The sequence below is a fragment of the Streptomyces sp. NPDC002499 genome (assembly GCF_053595415.1).
Map to the genome: position 1 here is coordinate 313451 of NZ_JBSFXO010000012.1, position 17316 is coordinate 330766.

The 17316-nt window shown below is 69.2% G+C and carries 13 protein-coding genes and 1 pseudogene; 6 read left to right on the forward strand and 8 right to left on the reverse strand.

Annotated elements, in window-relative coordinates; genetic code table 11:
• Positions 1 to 157: 157 nt before the first annotated feature.
• Complete coding sequence (gene pdxR, locus ACWD5F_RS32905; RefSeq protein WP_451259977.1) at positions 158 to 1612, reverse strand: MocR-like pyridoxine biosynthesis transcription factor PdxR; 1455 nt, start codon at positions 1610 to 1612, stop codon at positions 158 to 160.
• A 116-nt stretch (positions 1613 to 1728) separates the two neighbouring features.
• On the opposite strand from pdxR, the gene ACWD5F_RS32910 reads away from it, so the two are divergent.
• Complete coding sequence (locus ACWD5F_RS32910) at positions 1729 to 2319, forward strand: TIGR03086 family metal-binding protein (RefSeq protein ID WP_451259979.1); 591 nt, start codon at positions 1729 to 1731, stop codon at positions 2317 to 2319.
• A 437-nt stretch (positions 2320 to 2756) separates the two neighbouring features.
• Here the strand turns inward: ACWD5F_RS32910 and ACWD5F_RS32915 are convergent, their stop codons facing one another.
• A complete protein-coding gene (locus ACWD5F_RS32915) occupies positions 2757 to 5360 on the reverse strand; it encodes a tetratricopeptide repeat protein (protein WP_451259981.1) in 2604 nt (867 codons plus the stop codon).
• 1427 nt (positions 5361 to 6787) lie between these two features.
• Between ACWD5F_RS32915 and ACWD5F_RS32920 the strand changes: the two genes are divergently transcribed.
• A complete protein-coding gene (locus ACWD5F_RS32920; protein ID WP_451259983.1) occupies positions 6788 to 7663 on the forward strand; it encodes a DUF3592 domain-containing protein in 876 nt (291 codons plus the stop codon).
• On the opposite strand, the gene ACWD5F_RS32925 is transcribed toward ACWD5F_RS32920, so the two are convergent.
• From ACWD5F_RS32925 to ACWD5F_RS32940, 4 genes are read right to left on the reverse strand one after another with little or no spacing between them, the layout of a single operon-like run.
• Entirely contained in the window at positions 7656 to 8867 is a 1212-nt protein-coding gene (locus tag ACWD5F_RS32925; RefSeq protein WP_451259985.1) for a CHAT domain-containing protein, read from the reverse strand. The genes ACWD5F_RS32920 and ACWD5F_RS32925 overlap by 8 nt on opposite strands.
• 56 nt (positions 8868 to 8923) lie before the next feature.
• On the reverse strand, positions 8924 to 10621 hold the full coding sequence (locus ACWD5F_RS32930) for a hypothetical protein (protein ID WP_451259987.1): 1698 nt from the start codon (positions 10619 to 10621) through the stop codon (positions 8924 to 8926).
• A gap of 3 nt (positions 10622 to 10624) precedes the next feature.
• Entirely contained in the window at positions 10625 to 11848 is a 1224-nt protein-coding gene (locus ACWD5F_RS32935) for a hypothetical protein (protein ID WP_451259989.1), read from the reverse strand.
• The gene (locus ACWD5F_RS32940; protein WP_451259991.1) at positions 11848 to 13227 is read right to left on the reverse strand and encodes a hypothetical protein; all 1380 of its coding nucleotides are present in this window, start codon (positions 13225 to 13227) and stop codon (positions 11848 to 11850) included. Before ACWD5F_RS32940 ends, ACWD5F_RS32935 begins: the two co-directional genes overlap by 1 nt.
• 113 nt (positions 13228 to 13340) lie before the next feature.
• Between ACWD5F_RS32940 and ACWD5F_RS32945 the strand changes: the two genes are divergently transcribed.
• The 3 genes from ACWD5F_RS32945 to ACWD5F_RS32955 all read left to right on the forward strand — a co-directional run bounded on the left by ACWD5F_RS32945 (position 13341) and on the right by ACWD5F_RS32955 (position 14641).
• Entirely contained in the window at positions 13341 to 13766 is a 426-nt protein-coding gene (locus ACWD5F_RS32945) for a hypothetical protein (protein ID WP_451259992.1), read from the forward strand.
• 36 nt (positions 13767 to 13802) lie between these two features.
• On the forward strand, positions 13803 to 14264 hold the full coding sequence (locus tag ACWD5F_RS32950) for a hypothetical protein (protein ID WP_451259994.1): 462 nt from the start codon (positions 13803 to 13805) through the stop codon (positions 14262 to 14264).
• A 116-nt stretch (positions 14265 to 14380) separates the two neighbouring features.
• Positions 14381 to 14641 (forward strand): hypothetical protein, encoded by a 261-nt coding sequence (locus ACWD5F_RS32955; RefSeq protein WP_451259996.1) that lies wholly within the window; start codon positions 14381 to 14383, stop codon positions 14639 to 14641.
• 645 nt (positions 14642 to 15286) lie between these two features.
• Here the strand turns inward: ACWD5F_RS32955 and ACWD5F_RS32960 are convergent.
• A pseudogene (locus tag ACWD5F_RS32960) lies at positions 15287 to 16033 on the reverse strand (glycine betaine ABC transporter substrate-binding protein).
• Positions 16034 to 16301: 268 nt separating this feature from the next.
• Here ACWD5F_RS32960 and ACWD5F_RS32965 point away from each other — a divergent pair.
• A complete protein-coding gene (locus ACWD5F_RS32965) occupies positions 16302 to 16490 on the forward strand; it encodes a winged helix-turn-helix transcriptional regulator (RefSeq protein ID WP_451259998.1) in 189 nt (62 codons plus the stop codon).
• A 204-nt stretch (positions 16491 to 16694) separates the two neighbouring features.
• On the opposite strand, the gene ACWD5F_RS32970 is transcribed toward ACWD5F_RS32965, so the two are convergent.
• Complete coding sequence (locus tag ACWD5F_RS32970) at positions 16695 to 17093, reverse strand: hypothetical protein (protein WP_451260000.1); 399 nt, start codon at positions 17091 to 17093, stop codon at positions 16695 to 16697.
• Between the last annotated feature and the right edge of the window lie 223 nt (positions 17094 to 17316).

The following is a 17316-nucleotide window of genomic DNA, read 5'->3' on the forward strand; positions in this document are numbered from 1 at the left end:
CCGCGCCGACCACCACCGCCACACGTTCGCTCATGAGCCCGCCTCCTTGCCGGCGTCGCGCTCCGGCCGCTTGCCAGGGTCGCCGCGGGAGAGGTGAGCGGTCCTCACCGGATTCCGGTGATCTCACGGCCCCAAGTGCCGGGTGCCTCCTGCTCGTTCAGCGGTCCTGACGCGGGCGGCCCAGCACCCGGAGCAGGCCCGCCTCGATGTCCGGCGCGCCGATCGCGCCGTAGCCGAGGACGAGGCCCGGTCGCGCGGAGCGGTGCGCGGCGACCTCCGCCAGCGTGTGGACCGCCACACCGGACGCGCGGGCGTGGCGAACCTGGGCCAACAGGGCGTCGGGGTCGGCGAGTCGGCCCCGGGTGAAGGCGGTCACGTGCAGGCCCGCGGCGGACGGCACCAGCTCGACCAGGTCCCCGTGGTCCCCCGTGAGCGCGCGAGTGACGACCTGGTGCCGGGTCGCGTAGACGTGCTGCATCCGGCGCACGTGCCGGGCCAGCCGCCCGTCGTCGATGAAGCGGGCGAGCGCCGCCTGCGTGGGAACCGTCGTGTGCCAGTCGGCGGTGTACTTGGCGGTGCGCAGTGCCGTGCGCAGCGGGGCGGGCGCGACCAGGAAGCCGACGCGCAGGGACGGCAGCATCACCTTGGAGAACGACCCCACGTAGATGACATGACCGTCCCGGTCCAGACTGTGCAGCGTCTCGACCGGCCGGCCGCCGAACCGGAACTCGCTGTCGTAGTCGTCCTCGATCACCGCCGCGCCGTGCCGTCGAGCCCACCCCAGCAACGCGGTTCGGCGCCGCAGGGACATCGGCATGCCGAGCGGGAACTGGTGGGCGGGGGTGACGTACACGGCACGGGTGTCCGCCGGCAGGGCGTCCACCACGAGACCTTCGTCGTCCACCGGTACGTCCGTGACCTGGGCACCCTGCGCCAGGAACGGCAGCCGGGCCGGTGGATAGCCGGGTTCTTCCACGGCCACCCGGTCGCCCGGTTCGAGCAGCACCCGCCCGATGAGATCCAGGGCCTGCTGAGTGCCGGTGGTCACCAACACACCGTCGGGGTCGGCCCGTACGCCACGGGAGAGTCCGATGTGCCGGGCGAGTGCGGCCCGCAATCCGGCGTGGCCCGCCGGATCGCCGTACCCGGCCGACCCGGACGCCGAGAGGCGCAGTTCCCGCGCGATCAGGGGCCGCCAGGCGTCGTACGGGAAGAGCCGGGCGTCGGGCAGGCCGACCCGGAAGTCGTGGCTCGCCGGGGTCGGTCCGGTGGTCGGCGGGATCGACCACGGGGACAGGCCCGACCACAGGGCGCGCGGACGCAGTCCCGGGCCGATGGGTTCAACGGCCGTCTCAGGCGCGCCCGTTGGCAGCCCGGCCGACCGCACATAGGTCCCGGAGCCGACCCTGCTGTCCGCGTAGCCCTCGGCGACGAGTCGTTCGTAGGCGACGCCGACGGTGTTGCGGGCCACCGCAAGGCGACGGCTCAACTCCCGGGTCGGAGGCAGCGGTTCACCGGGCCGCAGCAGTCCGTCGTGGATCGCGGCGCGCAGTTGGCGGTAGATCTGACCGGACAGATCGCGCTGCCCGTCGAGCCTGACGTGCACGTCCATCTCGGGTGTCCGCTCCCGGGGTTGGGCCGTTGTCGACCACCGGCCGTCGATTGGCCCAATCAGTTGGTGCCTTATTGGCTCTGGGGCTGGGCCTCTGGCGATTTTACGCTCCGGCCATGGACATACGACGACTGGACCGCCAAGCACTGTCACTGACCGGGGAGTTGGTCTCCCAGGTGAAGACCGATCAACTGAGGCTGGCGACGCCGTGCCCGGACTGGACCCTGTACGGACTGCTGCGCCATCTGGTCTGCCAGAACGAGGGCTTCGCCGCCTCCGCGCGCGGCGCGGGGGAGCCGTGGGCCGTCTGGCGCGACGGCGACCTCGGCGACGACCCGGCGGGAGCGTACGAGGCCTCGGTGCAGGAGGTCACGGCGGCGTTCGCCGAACTCGACGTGCTGGAGCGGCGGTTTGCGCTCCCGGAGGTGGGCGAGGGCTTCGCCGTCCCCGGGCGACTGGCGCTCGGCTTCCACCTGCTCGACTACGTGGTGCATGCCTGGGACATCGCGGTGACGATCGGCGTCCCGTGGGAGCCCGCCGCCGAACTCAATGCCGCCGCGCTGGACATCGCCGCCCTGGTCCCGGACGAGGGCCGCGGCGCCGGAGCCGCGTTCCGCCGCCGGCTTCCCGTCCCGGACGACACCGAGGAGAGCGACCGCCTGCTCGCCCTGCTCGGCCGTGACCCGTCCTGGATCTCCCGGGTCTAGAGGAAGCCGAGCTTCTTCGGCGAGGACGACACCAGGAGGTTCTCCGTCTGCTGGTGGTACACAGCCTCATCCACCCCTGACCTGCGGCAGATGACGGAATCCTCTGCTGTGAAACCGGGTTGGTCCGCGTCTGGTCCGGATCTCGGCACGCGGACCGCCGTGTTGGCGTGTGAGTCCTCCAGTGCGACATGGCCCATGTAGTTCTCCCCGCTGGCTCGCGCCAGCCTGCGGTGCGCGAGGTCGAGCCGGGTCGCGTCCGGGCGGTGGCCTGCAGATCCGAGAATCCGTCCGCACCGTAGGTGCAGGAATCGCCCCGTACCTTTGCGGCCATGAGCGCCACGCCATCCCTCCCGTGATCTCGCTCCAAGGGCTGACGCGCAGCTCGGCGTCGGTTGGAGTGCAGCGCGGCGAGGATTGCAGCACCGCAGGGTGCGACTTCACACGGAGGGCAGCTCGGGCTCGGACGCCGAGCTCTGTGTTCCCTCCAAGACCTGGTGCCTGCCGAGCTGTTGAAGGACGACGCACAGTTGGTCTGCCGCGGCGCTATTCCCCGCGTCAGCTGCCAGCCTCAACCAGGGCTCCGCATCCTCTGGGCGTCCCACCGCGCGCAGATAGTCTCCGTAAAGGAAGGTAGCGGGATCGGTGCCGGATTCTGCGGCCCGGCGCAGCAACTCCGCACCCTCAGAGGCATGTTCAGGGCCCAGTCCGATCAGCACTACGCCGAGCCATGTCCTTGCTTGCGGGACATGAGCTGAGGCCACACGTAGCCACCGTTCCGCTTCGTCGAGGCGATCATCAGCCAGGAAACAGTGAAACCCCAGTTCGCATGCGGCTTCCATGTCGCCGGCCTCCGCAGCTCGCCGTAGCCAGTGCTCTGCCCCGTCCTGCCCTTGCTGAAGGAGCATGGAGCCCAAGTGGAGGGCCGCCTTCATATAACCTCGGTCCACGGCGGCCCGCAGCCAGGAGGCAGCTTCATCGACCCGGCCGAGGCATTGCAGGACTTCTCCGAGAATGCCTGCAAGGGTTCCGTCGTCTGAGGGAACGTCTGCCTCAGCGGCTCGGCGGAGCCATGGCTCCGCCTCTTCGAACTGGTGCTGGGAGACGAGGAACAGCCCTAGTTCCCCTGCCCACTCGTCGCTTTGCTCAGCCAGGAGCCGCAGCGTCGGCTCAGCCTCGTCCCGCAAAAAGCTCAGGAACATAGTCCCCTTGGTGTTGTTGGCATCCGCTGCGTGACGCAACAGGGGTTCGGCCTCCCGTAGGCGTAGTTGACCGGTCAAGACGGCTCCCAGGGTGGCGACCGCTTCTACGTCACCACTGGCAGCAGCTTTGCGTGCCCAAGGTTCGGCCTCCTGGAAACGGCCTTGGCCCACAAGGAGCATGGCCAAGGCAACGGCAGCGTCAACACCAGCGTACGCAGCAACGCGCAGCCACTTCTCTGCCAACTCAGGGTGCCCCTGCTCGTCGAGCGACTGGCCGACATCGACGAAGTTTGCGGTGACGCCGGCGTCGAGAGCTACCTGAAGCCACTCTTCGGCTTCGTTCGAACGGCCCAGGCGAATGAGGGCGAGCGCGAGCCTCGACGCCCCGCCTCCGTCGCCTGCCTTCGCAGCCTTTCGTAGCCACGGTTCGGCCTCATCGCACCTGTCCAGCGCGAGAAGGCAACTGCCCAAAGCACGCGGCGCGTAAGGAGAACCCTCTGCAGCAGCTATCCGAAAGTGCTCCTCTGCCTCCGAAGCACGCCCTTGTTGGCCCAGAATGTCGCCGAGTAGCAGCGATACATTTCCTTTGTCGGCCAGTCCATTCTCTATTTCCCAGCGCAGTAGAGGTTCCGCCTCGTCAATACGGCCGAGCTGGGTCAGCAGGAGACCGTAAGCGCCTGGGGCGATGATGTCACCTTCCTCCACGGCTGTGCGCAGGAGCGGTTCTGCCTCCGCGTACCTGTTCTGCTGGGCGAGAATCACCCCCAGGGTGCGACCGCTTTCCTCGCCGTTTTTCCACATCGACCGAAAAAGCCTCTCGGCAGTCCGTTTTCGGCCGGCATAGTGAGCGGAGAATGCCACTCCTCGACGTTGGGATCCTGTGGCTTCGCGCTCTGCGATCTCCCACACCAGCTCGGGTACTGCAGGGAAATCTTGCTTCCTCTCTGCTTCATCGACGAGGTAGTCGAAGACCTTCCAGGTTCCCGCTGCTGCGTTGGGAACGAGGAGACTTGTGGACCCGAGTCGGACGACCGTTGCCCATTGCGCGGCCTGGTCCAGTGTCTCCTCTTCCGGCCGGAGATGAGCGGCGATCTGAAGGTAGCTGTAATGAGCCTCGATAACGACCCAATGCGGTAAGGGTCCAATCATCCCGGCTCGGGCCAGGTCGATGGCCGCAGCAACAAGCGCATGGCCGCGGGGCCGTCCGCCGACGCGCAATGCCCCACGCCATTCCTGCCAGAGGAGTGGGCCGGCCGCAAGGTATTCGGCGACGCCGAAAGGGCCGTGATTCACTAGTGCATCCTGAAGCCGCGCGTCCGACGCGTGGGCCGTGCGACGGAGTTCATCAGCACTCCAAGTGCGCTCGATCGCCACCTGCATGGCCATATTCAATACGCGGGAGCCGACTTGTGTGACCAGCTGTGCCTGAAAGTCCCTCTCCCTGATGGCCGCACGTTCACTGCCCGGTCGATACAGGTCGTAGAGGCTCTCGCGAAGTGTCGCCAGCACGACGACGCGGGCTGCCGACAACCGAGCCAGAAGGTTGGGTTCCAGCCCGTGGGAGTGCATGTACCCCTCTAGGTCATCCAGCCACAGCAGGAGTCCGTTTCCCTGCCGGCCCCCGACAATCGCAGGAAGTTCCCGCAGATCGGCCCCACGAGGTGGCGCCCACAGGAGATGACTGGGCAGAACACGCCGCATCGCCTCGTAGGCAGTTCGCGTCTTGCCGGCCGTTGAATCACCTGTCAGCAAAACCATGCCACCGTTCTCGCCGGCCTCCGCCAGGACGCGGCTCAGCACGTCATCGATATCGCGTGCAACATAGGGGGGCAGGCTGTCCATGCCCCAGGCCGACCTCGGTCGGTGCACACCGAGTGCTATCGGGTCGGCCTCAGCAACAGGAAGCCAGGCTTGGGGAGAGAGCGTCAGTTGATGCGTCGGGGTTTCCTCGCCATGCTGCCTACCGTCCGCAGCGCCCTTCGCGGCCTGGGCTACGCGCCCGCGAGCCTGGATCCAAGGCTTTGGATCTTGCGTACATGCTTGCACGAACGCCCGCAGGGTTTCGGTACGAGGCAGGCCTGTGGAACCACTCAGGATTCCCTGCACAGTGGCTGGACTTAGATCTGCCGCCCCAGCCAGACGGTGCACGCTCCATCCCCCTGCGTGGAAAACGGCCACCAGTTGTGCGCGGAGGTCGTCTCGTGTGCGGATCCGGGAAGGATCTATCCGCCCCAACGGAGTTCTCCCGACGTATCGGTTTCGTTCGCTTGCGTACAGGTTCTCAGTACGCGACGGAGCCGTCCATCAGGGCAGTTGAGCAATTTCGCCGCACAGGCCCATATCTGCTCGAAAGTGAACACCAATCTCCCACAGGATTTCCGGGCGAACGCTGCACTTCTGCAACCTGGAAGGAAGGGAGTCTGATCGTGCAACTGTCGTCCCACCAAGCCACTCAGACAACAGATCACCCTGAAAGTCAAGCGCGGGTTCGCGAGGGAGATCGCTTCTATCTCATCCACTGCGGGCGGTTCGCGCGCCGACTTGCATATGGGGCAATGCTTGCCGGAGTCAATGGAATGGCGCACGTCATTGGTACCACCGCAGGCAAGGCGATCGTCGGGCTGGCCTGGGAGTGGATCAATCACCGCTGATATCTGTCACCTCAAGCCCCGGAGACAGAAATGTTTCCGGGGCCAACAGTGTGTGCAGGGCTCCGTGAGAGTCAGCGGTGTGGCCGCGGTCCTCGCACAGAACGTCGCCCAAATCCTCTTCCCCTGCGCCGTTTTGGTCAGCCGGCTGCACACCACATCATCATCGAGCAGCTCAGTGGCCGTCAGTATGTCTCTGACCAGCGGCGATGCGGGACACGGGAGGTGGGCGGCAGACGTCGGCCCGGGATGGTCCGGATCTTGATCGTCTCTTCGGCGCCCGCGTGATGGCCCTTGCCCCCGAGCCATGCGACGACGGCGAACGCACGGACACGCATGGGAACCCCCGCGGGTCGGAGGTGGGTCGCGTGGACGGTTGTCCTGGCCGCAGGTCCCCCTCATCCGTCAATGCGGACGGTAGGGGGTCGACGCAAGCCACTGATCTCAGGTCAGGAAGACATGGACGTTTGCGATTGATGCGCCGATTCGCATGCCCCGGGTCCAGCGCGGACGGTGCTGTGCTGCGCTGTTGCCTCGGTTCGGTCGACCGGATCAAAAGGGATGGTCGGCCTGGCTCGAACCTGGGATCGGTAGGAGTCCCGGCGGCGAGAGCCTCGCCGTATGGACCTGCAGACGATGCTCGGGCTGTGGTGGACGGTGCCCGCAGGGCTGGCGTTGGCCGGTTACGCGTGTTCGCTGGCCGGGCTGACCCGGCCGCAGCGGGCGGTGTGGGTGACGGCTCGGGTCGTGGAGGTGCACGCGCCGGGACACGGTGAGCCGGGGCACGACGGGATACCGGTGACGATCGAGTACCAGGACCCGGGCACCGGGCGGGAGTTCAGGCTGCGGCACGAGAACAAACGGGGCGACCGGGTGCTGGTGGCCTGGGTTGGGCAGGAGTTCCCGGTCCGGTTTCCGCGGCGGCGGCCGGAGCGGTTCTACCTCATGCTGGACAGCGAGGGGCGGACCTCCGGGACCGGCGGGCCGAACTGCATGGTGATCCTGCTGGTGTTGGGGCTGGTCGTCCAGTCGTTCTTCGCGTGGGGCTGGCAGTGGGGGCTGATCTGCGTCGGTGGACTGCTGTTGCTCGTCGCCGCGTTGAGCCGGGACGGCGAGTACGCCCGCGCCCGTGCCGCCCAACTGGCCGCCGGCGTCACCGTCCAGGGCCGCGTGGTCGCCGTCACCAGGGATCTTTACTCCGACGGCGAAGGCGGCGAGAGCGTCAGCCACGCCTCCGTCGTCGCCTTCACCACCCACGAGGGCGTCGAGGTCACCGCACTGTGCACGCAGGGCATCCGGAACATCGCCAGGTCCCTCGGCCGTGACATCCCCCTCCGTTACGCGCCCGCCGACCCGTCCCTCCTCACCGCCGACCCCGACCACGAACGCCATGAGCGCGCGTCGAACATCAAGTTCATCGCCGCCCTGCTGGTCACCGGGACCGCCGCGATCGGGTTGGGCGCGTACTGCCTCCACCACCCCTGGCCCCTCACCTGACGATGCAGGTCAGGGCCGCCCAGAGGAGGGGCGAGTGCTCGATCCGGCCGTCGGCGCGCCACTGGTCGAGCAACTGTCGTTGCCAGGCGCCGAGATGGCGGACCGGGTCGTGGTCCTCGTGGGCCGCGTCCACGGCGACCACGGCCTCCGTGAGCGGCCGTACGGACTCCGGCAGACCGGCCAGGCGGTGGAAGGCGAAGCTGGTGGGGAGCACCCAGCGGGTGGCGGTGACCAGGTGGGCGCCGTTGTGGATCATCGCTGTCGCCAGGCCGAAGGACTCCGCGAAGCGCAGATCGCCGCCGCTCTCGCAGGCGATCAGCGCGACGCGCGGCGGTGCGGGCCAGAGGTGAGCGCCCGGCACACCGTCCGCGCGCAGCGGGAGCGTGCCCAGGAGAAGGTCCTTGGCGGACAACGGGCGGTGGGTGCGCACCGGTTCGGCCATCCCCGTGGTCTCAGGGCCGCAGCACAGGTGAAGGGTGACGTCCTCGCTCTGCCCGCCCTCGACCGGGGCGCCGCTGACGTGACCGACGTACATCAGGCGACGGGCACCCTTGCGCAGTGCCTCGCCCAGCCAGTCACGGTCGAGGTCGGTGCGACGGAAGGCCTCGGCGGGGGTGGCGACGGACGGTACGACGGTGCTCGCGTCGAGCCTCCGCCGCACCAGGGACAGCAGCGCCGGGTCCGAGCCGGGCTGCCCCAGGACCGAGCCGAGCGGGGAGTCGGCGCGGAAGCCGGGGACACGGGGGTCCAGGACGAGAACCACGGCGTCCGAGTCCGAGGCAGGGTCCTGATCGGTCGGGGTGGTGCCCGTCCGTCGTAGCGATGCCGGTGCCGTGGTGGCGATGTCCACGAGGTCGATCAGCCGTACCTCGCTGTCGTCACCGTCCACGGCCAGCAGCTCCCACGGGACCTGGGCGACCCGGGGCGACGGCTGGAGCCGCATCAGCGGACGGCCCAGCTGGGCCGACACCTGGCGGATCTGGTCGGTCAGGCCCGGCGGCCACAGCACCTCGGCCAGCATGCGGGCGAGGCGGAGCTCCCCTTCGTACGTGGCCAGCGCGCCGGACGCGAACACGCGCCGCATGCCCTCCGTGCCGCCGCCCGGCAGTTCGGCGGCCAGCGCGCGGATCGCCTCGTCCACGTCCGCCCCCGGGGCGTACCCGGTGCCGAAGCCCTGCGCCCCGCGGGTCCACGTCCAGGTCATGTGCAGATCACCGGCATCGGCGAGGCGGACCTGGACCACCGGACGGTTCGGGTCGGTCAGATCGTCGGCGGACAGAACGGCACCTCTTCCTCGCTCACGATCCGCCGGTGATAGCGGAACTCGGCTGCCTGGACGTACTCCTGGAGCGCGGTACGGCCGCCCGCCTCCGCCGACATCACGATCTTCGGCGGCGGTGCGACCCGCAGACCGACGGAGGCGGCGGCGTCGGCGGCGATGCCGCCCAGCGTCAGCGGAGCGCCGTCATCGGGGGCGTACGTCTTCATGGCGGCGTCCGTTTTCATGGCTGCGTCCGGGAAGACCGCCGTCGCCTTGCCGGTGGTGGACGTACGGCTCAGTGCCAGGGAGGCGCCCGCGCACCGATGTTCCACCAGCTCGAAGATCAGCCCTTGGTCGTTGCTGCGGAGGGCCAGTCGGAAGACCAACTGCATGGCTTCGTCGGCCAGTTGGAGCCACTGGCTGCGGGCGTGGGCGGTGGCGAAGTCGTAGCGGGCCGCTTCCAGCGTCAGGGCGGCGGGCAGGGCGAGGGAGAGCGCGTTGGCGAGCGAGGTGCGTTCGTGGACGCCGTGGTCGGTCCGGTTCAGGTTGTCCTCAAGGGTGCGCGCGAGCATCAGGTCCACCTGGGCGCACCGCTCGTACACCCCGCGCTCCTGATACACGTCCCGCGCGCCCTGCGCCAGCCGCTTCATCTCGTCGATGTCGCCCCGCTCGTACGCGTGCCGGGCGCCCAGCAGCATGGTGTCGGCGGCGGCGATCGAGGCACCGACCTGCTGGAAGCGGGCCAGGCTGGACGCCGTCAGAGCGGCGGCGTCGGCCGCGTCCCCGCGGTGTGCGGCGATGGCGGCACGGGCCTGTTCGCAGACCGCCAAGTCCTCGGCCTGGCCCTGCCGTTCGAAGATCTCGGCGGCCGCCGCGTACAACTCCTCCGCGCGGTCGAGGTCCCCGGCCCGCAGCGCCGCGTACGCCCGGTGGGAGAGCACCTGTTGGCGCCCCGCGTGGTGACCCAGCGCCAGATAGGCCTCCTCCGCGCGGGCGAAGTAGTCCTCCGCTTGCTCGAACCGAACCGTCGAGGCGCAGACGACCCCCAGACAGTCCAGCAGATACGGCTCGGCCGACGGCGCGTCGGCCAGCAGCGCGGAGGCCAGTTCCTCGGCCGCGCCCCACGCACTGCGGTCGATCAGCAGATGCACCCGGCCCAGGCCGATCTCGGCGGTACGCAGCCCCTCGGGGTCGTCGAACTCCGACAACAGGGCCGTCGCCTCGTCCATCGCTTCCTGCGCCTCGTCGAACTGCCCGGTCCTGCGCAGCAGTTCGACTCTGGCCAGGAGTGTCTTCAGCAGGACTTCCAGCCACAGCCGGCGGCCGTTCGGTCCCATCGGCACGGACGCGATGCCCCGCACCAGATCGAGGGACTGCCCGATGGACAGGCCCGCCCCGGGCAGATCCGTGGCCGCGAGCTGAACCGTCCCGATGTCGGACAACAGATGCCCGCGCAGGAGCTGTACGTCGGGCGAGTCCTCGAACGACTCGGCCACGGCGAGGAGGTCCCCGTAGACGGCCAGCGCGGCCGGGAGATCCGGGGCGAGTTGATGGCGCTCGGCGAGCGCGAAGCCGCTGTCGAAGGGCTCGCCGTAGCTGAGCGTCGCTGCCTGCTCTTCGTGTTCCGCCGCGTCTTGCGGGCCTTGAGGGGCTTGCGGGCCTTGAGGGTCTTGATGGTCTTCTGGCTCTTCCGGCATGGGCTAGAAGTCCTCCTCCATGGCAGTGGCGGCCACGATCTCCGCGAGGAAGGGGTGGTCCGGGTGTGCGGCCTCGCCGTCGTGCGGTGCCGCCGCGAGGCCGAGCCGGTGCCGGGCCAGGGCTCGTACCGCCTCACGTGCCGCACGATCATCGGCGGCGCCCGGTCCCGGGTCGAACCCCGGCAGCAGGATGCCGACTTCGATGCCCGGTGTCGTCGAGGCCGGGATGTCCAGGTCAGCCCGGCCAGCCCACGTGTCCTCCTGTCTGGCCAGCAGCACGCGGTTCGGGGGGCTGTCGTCCACGCGGACCTCCGCCGCGAGGTGCACCCCGCCCATGGGAGCCGCGCTGTCGGCGACGACCTCGACCTCGATCCGCCGCTCGGCGCCGAGCGCGTACGCCGTCCAGGACACGGCGTTCTCGGCGGCGTCGACGAAGCCGGGCGGATAGCGGCACCAATCGTTTGTCCCCGAGCCCCGGGCGACCACGCGGCCGGTCGCGGTGTGGAGACTGCCTGCCGCGAGGGCGAACTCCTGCTGCGGTACGAAGAGTTCGGCGAGGTCGAGCGTCGTGGCGGTTGTGGCGGCCGGCCTGTGGTCCTGTTCCAGGGCCGACCGGAGGTGCCGTAGCGCCTCCCCGTCCAGCCCGGCGTTGTCGGCTGCGTCGTCGATCAGCCCTAGGACACGGTCCAGTTGGCGAGGCGGGGTCGCCGACCGTCGCCAACGGATCAATGGGTCGAGCGCGGCCAGGTGCTCCTCCAGCAGTTCGGCACCCTCCAACTCGCCTGGTGCATCGAAGAGTTGCTGGCACTCGTGGGTCAGTGCGGCCAACTCGAGGCCCAGTACGTCCGGTTCGAGCGCGGGAATCCCCTCCAGGTGCGACGTCGGCCACCAGCGGGCCGCCCAGTGCCCGAGGGCGAGGCGGGCGGCAGCCTCGGCGAGGGCGGTGGGCTGCTCGGGCAGCGTCGGCTCGGCGGCCGGGGCCCCCGACGCGAAGGCGTCGACAGCGGCGGCCGTACCCTCGCCGTAGACCGCCCACAGCCACTGCTGGGCCTGCCCCACGTCGTGGATCTCCGCTGTCGGCAGGCCTGTCGGGTCGAGGACGGGCCAGGTCAGGACGGCGCCCGCGACATCGAGAACGGCCCGGGTGAAGGCGGGCCCGGCGGCCGGGCCGTCGATCCGTATGACGCCGTCCTCGGCCCGCGTGATGGCACTGCGCCGTTCAGGCATCATGCGCTCCTCGGCTCGGCGGAGTGTGCGGCGTTCGCGGAGGTCGCCGACAGGGTGCGCAGTGCCGTACGGACTCGTGCGCGGTGGTCCATCATCACCGAGCGGGCGACCCCGTCGAGCACACCCCAGGCTGATGCCGCGTCGGGCAGTGCCGCGTCGCGGACGTCGCGCCCGTGCAGCCGTACCCAGAGGCGCCGCATGTACGCGGTCCACGGGGTGCGCAGGTCCTGGGCGAGGGCGTTCAGCACACCGCCGTCCGGGTCGGGGCGAGGAGAGACGGTCATCCTGCGGGCCCGGAGGACCGAAGCCTCCCGTTGCCAACGGCTGTTGACGATGCGGTGTGCCGCCGTCGACCCCGCCACGGAGGTCCCGGTGCCCAGCGGATCGAGGCCCACCGCGAGTCGGCCGCCGAGTACGACGGTGACGCGCAGGCTCTCGTCGTACAGGCCGAGCGGGGCGCAGCTGCGGCCGGCTTCTCGCCGAACGAGTTCGGGCACGGTCGGCAGTTGCTCGCGGTGGGCCGATGCCTGGAGCACGGTGAAGAGCCGTTCGAAGAGCGTGCGGTCGAACGGCGCGGGGAGTGTGGCGGTCGAGGCGCTCCGGCCGACCTCGGGGCGCGGGGGCACGCGGTGCGCGGTCAGTCCGAGGTGCGGGGGTACGTCGGCGCGGTCCCAGACGTCGGCCGGGTGCGCCGCCCACAGGGCCCGCCCGACCAGGCTTCCGTGCCCGGCCCGGACCATGGCGGCGAAGGCGGGCGCATCAGCTCCCGCCGTCCCCGCCGCACCGCAGGCTTCGAGAACCTCGGCCGCCAGGCCCGTATCGAAGGAGTCCGATACTGCTTCGCGTCCGTCCCACGCCGTCGCCAGCTCGGCGTCGAGCCGGGTGCGCCGGGCGGCGTCCGCCAGATGCTCCCTCAGCGCCTCCACGGTCCGTCCGCCGGAAGCGTCCACGACGTCTTCGAGTACCGCCCTCGCCACCGCGTCCGCGCCGGGCCCCGGCGCCCCGTGCTCGGTCGCCAGCTCGAAGCACCGCTGGAAGTACAGGTCCTGGGGGTTGCCCGCCACGATCCCCAGGGCCCGGCGGGTCTTCTTCAGCAGCGTGAACCACCGTGCCGTCGCCTCCAGAACCGCACCGGACTCCCGTATCAGCGCGTCGAGTCGCTCCGCCTCCCGCGCGTCGAGGAAGTCGGCGGCGAGCTCCGGCCGCAGCGCGGGCCGGACGATCAGCGGCAGCACGATCAGCTTGACCGTCCGGGTCAGCGGCGCGCCACCGGGCCCGCTCAGCGCCTCGGGACCCGGCCCGAGGCCGCGCCAGGCCCTGTCGATGACCATGGCGCGCGGACGGCGCTCGCCGGTCGACGGCCGGCTCGGGGACGACATGATCAGAGCGTACGTCCTGGGGGAACTGGTGGTCGAACCTGGGATCGGTAGGCGCTGCCCGCCTCCTAGTGTCCACATCACCAGGCAGAACGGACCGGAAGGGCAGGCACAGCATGGGAATCTTCGGCAAGGGCAAGAGCCGCGAGGAGAAGGCCGCCAAGATCGCGGAGCAGATGGCGAGCGGCAAGGGTTTCTACGGCCGTATGACGCGCGCGACGCTCGCCAGTGAGGACTACGCCAAGCTCCAGCAGTCGCTCGGCGCGTACCACTCCGGTGCCACCGCGCAGCAGTTGCTCGCCATGGGCGCGCCGACGGTACCCGCCGTAGTCGTGTCGATCAGCGACACCGGCAAGATGGTCAACTTCGACCCGGTCGTCGACCTGGTCCTCCAGCTGACCGGGGTCACCGCCGACCCGATCAGGCTCCAGACCCTCGTCTCGAAACTGCGCATCCCCCGCGCCGGTGACCAGATCCTTCTGATCGCGGACCCCGCCAACCCCGGCGCTTACCTCTACGCGGGAGACGGAACAACGCCGTGACGCCAGCGCCGTCGGCCGAGAGACGGCGGCTCTGACGTGACCGACGGGGAGAACGGTCCCGCGCCGACACAGGTGTCGAAGGTCGGTCCCTGGGCGGCTGCCTGGATGTACCTCTTTCTCGTGGCGCTCGGGCTGCTGGGGCCGGTCCTGATGGACCTCGGTGTCTTCGCCGGCCAGGGCCTGGTGATCACCGGCATGGTGTGCACGGTGGTCCTCGTCCCCCTGGGCTTCGTGCTTGGGCTCACCGTCGCTGCCGAACGGAGGCACAACCGGCGGCTCGACGCCTTCGGGGTTCCGGCGACGGCGGAGATCACCGAGCTGACCGAATGGGACATCGGGGACGACGGCGGTGCCGTGGTCGTCCTGCGGGTCAGTGGGCCGGGCTTCCAGACGTTCGAGGCCACCTGGAAGCGCTCGCAGCATCCCGTCCTGCGTGTGGGCCTCCGCCTCGACGCCGTGGTCGACCCGTCCGCGAACCTGTTCCGTGTCGTGCTGTGATCAAATATGAGAAACGGACCTCTCGGGTGGCAGGGCCCGAATTCCGGCAACCGGGTTTCCTTAAGGAAAGTAGTTTCCCTTGCGGGTAACTAGCGCCTGCCGGATACGTTCTTGCCATGTCGATCTCCAGGTGCACATTCGGTGCGTTGGCCGCCGCCGCACTCTCCGCCGGTTCCGTCGCACTGACTGCCCCGGCCGAAGCCAGAAGCGGGCCGCTGCAGCCGGTCGCGCGGAGCGAGGGCATGGTCTGGAACGCTGTAGCGGTCGACCGGGGCCGGATCTTTGTGGCGGGTCCGCGCTGGGCAGGGTCCGCCGGGCCGGCACTGGGTCTGGTCACCGCCGACGGCGGAGTCGTGCCGTACCCGGACCCCGTCTAGAGCACTTGCTGTCTGGGGGACGCGGTGGACACCGCTTTCGTCAACGTCAACGCGATCCATCTGGACGGTCGAGGCGGCCTGTGGGTGGTTGGCACCGGCGCGCCCGCCTTCGGCGGGGACCCGCTGCCCGGCAGTGCCAAGCGACCGCGTCAGCAGGGTGTACCCCTTGGACGACGCGGTCCTGCCGAGCAGCTATGTCGACGATGTCCGGTTCAACGGCCGCACCGCCTATCTGACCGACGCGGGGCGCCCCGGATTGATCGTGCTGGACCTGCGCACGGGCACGGCCCGGCGGGTGCTGGAGGACCACCCGTCGACCACGGCCCCTGCGAAGCGGCCGATCGTGGTCGACGGCACCGTGGTGAGCAGCGACGGCAAGCACCTGAAAGTCAACACCGACCCGCTCGAACTGTCGCCGGACCGGCGGTGGCTCTACTACGGCCCGCTGCCGGGGCCGTGGTCACAAGTGCCCACTCGGGCCCTGGACGACCCCGGGCTGAGTCCGGCCCGCCTGGCGCCCAGGTGCGACCCTGGGCGGATCTGCCGCCGACCGGCGACACGGCCATGGACCGCAAGGGCAACCTCTACTTCTCCGATCTGGCGCGCAACTCGATTCAGCCCTTGTGCGTTGATGAGCTCGTCCATCTACTCGACACCTTCATTGCCGAGGTGTATGGCGTCCAGCTGCCCGACGGCGTCCGGATCGATGCGGGACAGCGCGGCGCGCCGGATCACCGTGTTCGCCACATCCACCCCGCCCGAAAGCGCCTTCGGGTCCGCCAGCGCACGCAGTCCGTGGCGACGGTTGAGGTACTGGGGTCGCCACTGGGGAATGACGAACCACTCCCGCGCCGCGAGGCTCCGCTCCACATGCCGGATGAAGCTCTACTCGGTACCTGGGGCGAAGGCGTACCCGAGGCGGTCGAGTCCGTAGGTCCCGACCATGCGGGCCGAGAAGCGGCTGATGCCGGCTCCCGGGTTGATGCCTTGAATGGTTCGCGCTATCCGTTCGGCCACCTCGGGACGTGTCAGGTCGGCGACTTCGCTGACCGGATCGGCGGGCACGTAGGGCGGCACGGCCCAGATGCAGTACGGCTCGTAGTCCGGGCTGAGGACCCGCACGTGTTCACGGTAGGCGTCCAGATGGGTAGCGTGGCTGGCCGGCAGCCACGCGGAGACGAGAAGGTCGGTCCGTCCCGCCGCCTGCCGACCGAACATCTCCTCGTGCGGAGCCTCGACGCCGGTCACCTGGTGGCCGTGGGCCTCCAGGACGTGCCCGGTGACTGGGCGACCGCGCAATGGAACGACAGCGCGATGTTGCCGACGGTCAGTGGAACGGTGACGGTGTGGGCCATAGCAACTCCTGGCAGCGGAAATAGGGCTGTTGATCACGCACTGGAAACTAGCCGAGGGGTGGTAGCAACCTCTAAGAGAAGTAACTTTCTATCGGAAAGTTAAGCGGTGAGGTTGGATCGGCCATGGTCATGAGCTGTGCGACGAACGGGCACCATCACCACGACGTGTACGCGGCCCAGTGCCGTGCCGTGACGTGCTCGACCTGTTGGCGAACAAGTGGTCTGCTCTCGCCATCGGCGCGATGGAGGAAGGCCCGAAGCGTTTCGGGGCGCTGCAGCGATGACTGGAGGGGATCAGCCCCAAGGTGCTGACCAACACCTTGCGTCGTCTGGAGGAGATGAGGTTCGTCGACCGCACCGTCTACCCGGCGGTGCCGCTGCATGTCGAGTACGCGCTGACCGAACTCCGCTGCAGCGTCGCGGAGCCGCTGGCCGGGCTGCGCTATTGGGTCGAGGACAACCTCGACAACATCCGCACCGCGGAGCCGGCCTAGGACCTGTCGACTTCCCTGCTCCCTGCCCTCTGTCGGCCAACTTGTGAGCTTTCTCTGCAGGTTGAGCTCCTTGGAGATTCTGACGAGCTTCCGCAGCCTTGATTGGGCGAGGCGATGGTGTAGAGCGCGTCTGGGAAAGCCTCAGAATCATATGGATATGTGCCGCGACGACCGGTTGCCGTCGCGGCACATGTCGTGTGTGCCTCACGCGGTGAAGATGAACGGCTCGCTCTTCGCGTTGGACACGTCCGTCAGCACCCCGGCGGTGACCTTGAGCGTGGCGACCGCTTGGAGGAGGTCGCCGTCGCCGACGCCGACGCCGGTGAGAGCGTTGAACGGGATGCGAACCTGTTCGCTGCGCGGCCCGTTTACCGGCGTCGCGGGCTGGTCGTACGTCTGGAGGTCGACCCGCGTGAGCTGACTCAGGTCGCCGACCGACACCCAGATCTGGATGCGGGTGATCACCGCGTTCAGTGACGCCCCCACCTCGATGTCCGCGAGGACGTCGAAGTCACCGGCGGTGGCAAGGGTGTCCACCGTGAAGGACGTCCCCTTCTCGACCACCGACAGATCCTTGATCCTCGCGTCGTACTCTCCGGGCATAACCGAATCTCCTTCCCCGTTAGTGTTGAATCCCTTCACCGTAAAATCGCCGTCCGGCTGGCCGCCTCGGGGGAATCCCCAGGGTTGTCAGGACGGATGGGCGGGCCGGAGCGAGTTCATAACCCCAGAACACCGCCCCGACCAAGGCCGTGCTGGCGTTCACCGGGGGAGTCCGTGTGTGACCCGGCTGGGCCTGCGGTACGCGGTCAGGACACAGGATCGG

Excerpts from the sequence above, each read along its gene's own strand:
- pdxR (WP_451259977.1), bottom strand. The coding sequence starts at position 1,612 with ATGGACGTGCACGTCAGGCTCGACGGGCAGCGCGATCTGTCCGGTCAG.
- ACWD5F_RS32910 (WP_451259979.1), top strand. The coding sequence starts at position 1,729 with ATGGACATACGACGACTGGACCGCCAAGCACTGTCACTGACCGGGGAG.
- ACWD5F_RS32915 (WP_451259981.1), bottom strand. The coding sequence starts at position 5,360 with ATGGACAGCCTGCCCCCCTATGTTGCACGCGATATCGATGACGTGCTG.
- ACWD5F_RS32920 (WP_451259983.1), top strand. The coding sequence starts at position 6,788 with ATGGACCTGCAGACGATGCTCGGGCTGTGGTGGACGGTGCCCGCAGGG.
- ACWD5F_RS32925 (WP_451259985.1), bottom strand. The coding sequence starts at position 8,867 with ATGACCTGGACGTGGACCCGCGGGGCGCAGGGCTTCGGCACCGGGTAC.
- ACWD5F_RS32930 (WP_451259987.1), bottom strand. The coding sequence starts at position 10,621 with ATGCCGGAAGAGCCAGAAGACCATCAAGACCCTCAAGGCCCGCAAGCC.
- ACWD5F_RS32935 (WP_451259989.1), bottom strand. The coding sequence starts at position 11,848 with ATGCCTGAACGGCGCAGTGCCATCACGCGGGCCGAGGACGGCGTCATA.
- ACWD5F_RS32940 (WP_451259991.1), bottom strand. The coding sequence starts at position 13,227 with ATGTCGTCCCCGAGCCGGCCGTCGACCGGCGAGCGCCGTCCGCGCGCC.
- ACWD5F_RS32945 (WP_451259992.1), top strand. The coding sequence starts at position 13,341 with ATGGGAATCTTCGGCAAGGGCAAGAGCCGCGAGGAGAAGGCCGCCAAG.
- ACWD5F_RS32955 (WP_451259996.1), top strand. The coding sequence starts at position 14,381 with ATGTCGATCTCCAGGTGCACATTCGGTGCGTTGGCCGCCGCCGCACTC.
- ACWD5F_RS32970 (WP_451260000.1), bottom strand. The coding sequence starts at position 17,093 with ATGCCCGGAGAGTACGACGCGAGGATCAAGGATCTGTCGGTGGTCGAG.